Annotated in this window: 2 protein-coding genes; both read left to right on the top strand. The window is 31.0% G+C overall.

What is annotated here, in order from left to right; genetic code table 11:
* The first annotated feature begins 61 nt into the window (after positions 1-61).
* Entirely contained in the window at positions 62-2,101 is a 2,040-nt protein-coding gene (locus tag ACTHW2_RS11990; RefSeq protein WP_442264148.1) for a serine hydrolase domain-containing protein, read from the top strand.
* Between the two features lie 72 nt (positions 2,102-2,173).
* The gene (locus ACTHW2_RS11995) at positions 2,174-2,767 is read left to right on the top strand and encodes a carboxypeptidase-like regulatory domain-containing protein (RefSeq protein WP_442264149.1); all 594 of its coding nucleotides are present in this window, start codon (positions 2,174-2,176) and stop codon (positions 2,765-2,767) included.
* Positions 2,768-3,567 lie beyond the last annotated feature (800 nt).

Consider the following 3,567-nt stretch of genomic DNA (forward strand, 5'->3'; position numbering starts at 1 on the left):
GAAAAGTTTTAACTGCATAGTCAGTATTGACTATGACATTATTATACTAGGAGGATTATAAATGAAAAAGACCAAGGTAAATATATATATAGTGGTGGGACTTTTAATTAACAGCTTAAAGTATCTGATAGACCTTCCAGATTCCTTAGCCTGTTTTACCACAGCTATGGGTATTGTACTCCTGATATTCGGATTATATCTAGCTAACAATGATATGACAAAATTAAAAAAATGGAAGAGAAATATATTTAAAAAACTTTGTTTATTGTTATTTATAAATCTTTTAATTTTTAATTTCACTTCTTATGCCTATGCTGACAAAATAAAGCCTATAAGCCCTTCTGGCTTAAGTAAGTCAGAGCTTTCTAGCTCTATAGAGTCCTACATAGAAAAACATAAGCATACCACTGCAGGCCTTGCTATCTCAGTATTCAATGACCGGGAAGAACTTTACCAAGGCTATCATGGATATAGTGATTTGGAAAAGCAAGTCCCTGTCCTAGAAGATACAGTCTTTGAATGGGGTTCAGTATCTAAACTACTTACTTGGGTTAGTGTTTTCCAATTATGGGAAAAGGGGGAAATTGACCTTAATGAAGATATTCGTACTTATTTGCCCCAAGGCTTTTTAAAAAAGGTTAGCAAGAATGAAAAAATAACTATGATGAATCTTATGCATCATGATGGTGGATGGCAAGAAGGGGTTGTGGACTTTTTTATTGAAGATATAAAAGATGTGAAAGACCTAAAGGAAAGCTTAGAAAGGACAGAACCAGAACAGATATATCCTCTTGGCCAATATAAGGCATACTCCAATTGGGGGGCTACTCTAGCAGCATATATTGTTCAAGAGATTAGTGGGCAAAAATACTATCAATATGTACATGAAAATATTTTCAAGCCCCTAGATATGAATAAGACTGCCTTATTACCTGACCTTAGGGACAATGAATGGGTCCAGGAAAAACGAAAAGAAATCAAAGGTTACACACCTGATAATAAGGTTATTGACAAGGACTTCTACCATATTGCCCTTTATCCTTCTGGCATGGCTACTGGAACCCTAGAAGATCTTGAAAAATTTGGAAAGAGTCTAATAGGATATAAGGAAGAAGAAAGTCTTTTTCAAAATGAAGAAACCCTTGATAGATTATTAAGTCCTAGCTTATATTATGAAGCTAGTAAATATCCAAGAAATGCAAATGGATTTTGGTTCACTGAATTTGCTGTTTCTACCTTAGGTCATGGTGGAACGACCAAGGCATTTTCCTCTAATTTACTAATAGACCCTATTAGTAAAACATCTGCCATAATTATGACAAATCAAAGCTACGAATCAATTTTTAATATTGAAATCTTACCAATAATTTTCGGAGACTTTAATCCTAGCCAACCCTCTATGTCTCAAGAGAAGAAGGATATAGGAGGTATATATGGAAGTGCAAGAACCTTTGCAAGGGGCTATGGAAGACTCCATAGTATTATAAGCAGGGTAAAGATAAAAGAAGAAGATGATGGGAGAATAAAATTTATTGGCCCTGGGTTTTCATTTGAGGGATATGAATTTGAACCATCCCTTTATAATGTAGATGGTACATTATATCAAATTTATAAGGATAAAGATGGGTCTATGATAATGTCAACCCTTTATCAAGACTTTTATAGAGTAAAAACATCTAGAATTATAATAGACTATGGCCTAGTTATCTTAGCTATCCTTGCCCTTTTATATTCTACTATAAGTTTATTAGTAGACTTACTAGGTTTTATTAGGAGAAAAAGAAAAGATAAGGCTAACTTTAAAGACTCTTTATTCAAGTTTCACATATTTACCTTGCTGGGAATAGTGCTTGTATTTGTAAATGTGTCTATCTTAGCCTATAAGATGTTAAACTTTGATATTTTAAGAAATGTTAGGCCTCATATTTATCTACTATTTATATTAATGATAAGTTTACTAGGGGTTTCTATATTTCTAATATATAGCTTAAGAAGATCAAATATCAAAGGAAGAAAAAGACTTAAATATATTTTAACTAGTATAGGAAGTTTAATAATTAGTTTAAATATTTTTTATTGGCAATTATATTTAATAAAGTGATTATGTACCAGAGACGAATATTTGCAGAAAAGTGTGTAACTAAAATAATCTTTATTTTAAGGGGGAATTAGAATGTGGTCAATTACAGGAATTATATCAGATAAGAATGGAAAAGCAATGAACAAAGTTTCTGTTATATTGATGGATAAAAATTTTAAAGAAATTACTTCCACTATGACAAATAAAGACGGAGAATATTGTTTAAATCCTGAAGGTAATCATTATCCTTTTATGGTAGCATTCAAAGATTACAAAGAAAAATATCTTGAATTCTGGTGTCATAATATTAACTTAAATAAAGACATTGTTATTAATGGAAGTATAGATAAGTTAGAAATTTATGGTTTACATTGTTTTCGAATTTTGGGAGCATATCCATCTTTGACGGTATATTTTAGGCCAATGAGTTTAGAAAAATATAATAATGGGGAAGCTGATATATCACCTAATATTACAAATGACTCCATTAAGGCATTTATCAATAATGAAGATATTAAGATATTAAAGGTTAATAAGATTAAAGAATATTGTGGAGACACTTGTCTGACCGCTTATCTGATGCAGGTTTCTTTGCCGGAAGGTTTACTCCATAAGAGTGAAAATTTGTTAGATATTGAAATATTAGATCTAGATGGTTTTTTTGGGCAGGCTTCAATTTTCTTTTAGATAAAATATCCTCCCCTAGAAGGACTACTGCTACATAAATTGAAGATTAAATACCTGGCTGAACTAGTAACCCTAGAGGCTAGCTTTATTGATTTCATTCTAATAGTATCCATCAATCTTAAAAAAACACCTGTATCTGGATGTGTTTCTTTATATTTATCTAAGAAAGGTTCTATAAATTAATAAAGGAACTAGGATATTCTGGATTTTTATGATTTATACGCCACTCCGAAGGAATAAGTAAAGAAGATTATTTGAAGCTAGAAGATGAAATATTTGATCATCAGACTGTAGATGAAATATTTGATAATGCAAAAAAACACTGGGAGAGTAGATAATAAATTATAAAAAGCAAAGCTTTCGAATTAATAATTATTCGAGGATTTTGTTTTTTATGGATGTTAATGAAAAAAGGTTATTATATTCTTATAAATTCAGAAAGATATTCTTCCACCAAGGGGATAATATCAAGCTACGACATCATTATTGACCTCTCAAGGCATGTAGAGAGTATAATAATGATGACGTATTGTGGTTTTGATAAAAAACAATAGGGTTTGACCACAACATATAGTGGTTTGAGGATCAAGTTCGGGTCAAAAATTGGTGAAAAAACACACTTTTTTGACCCTTTTAAATAGGGTGTTTGACAGATGACATTAGTTATTTTGAGATATTTAAGGATTTAATGGTTAAATTTGGTTGATGTTATGGTAGGAGAATTATATACTATAGATGAACATTAGTAGGTATAGATATGTAGTAAAATGCGCAACAAAGGTTTTATAATTCGATAATGA

The sequence above is a fragment of the Tissierella sp. genome (assembly GCF_052089545.1).
GTDB lineage: Bacteria > Bacillota > Clostridia > Tissierellales > Tissierellaceae > Tissierella_A.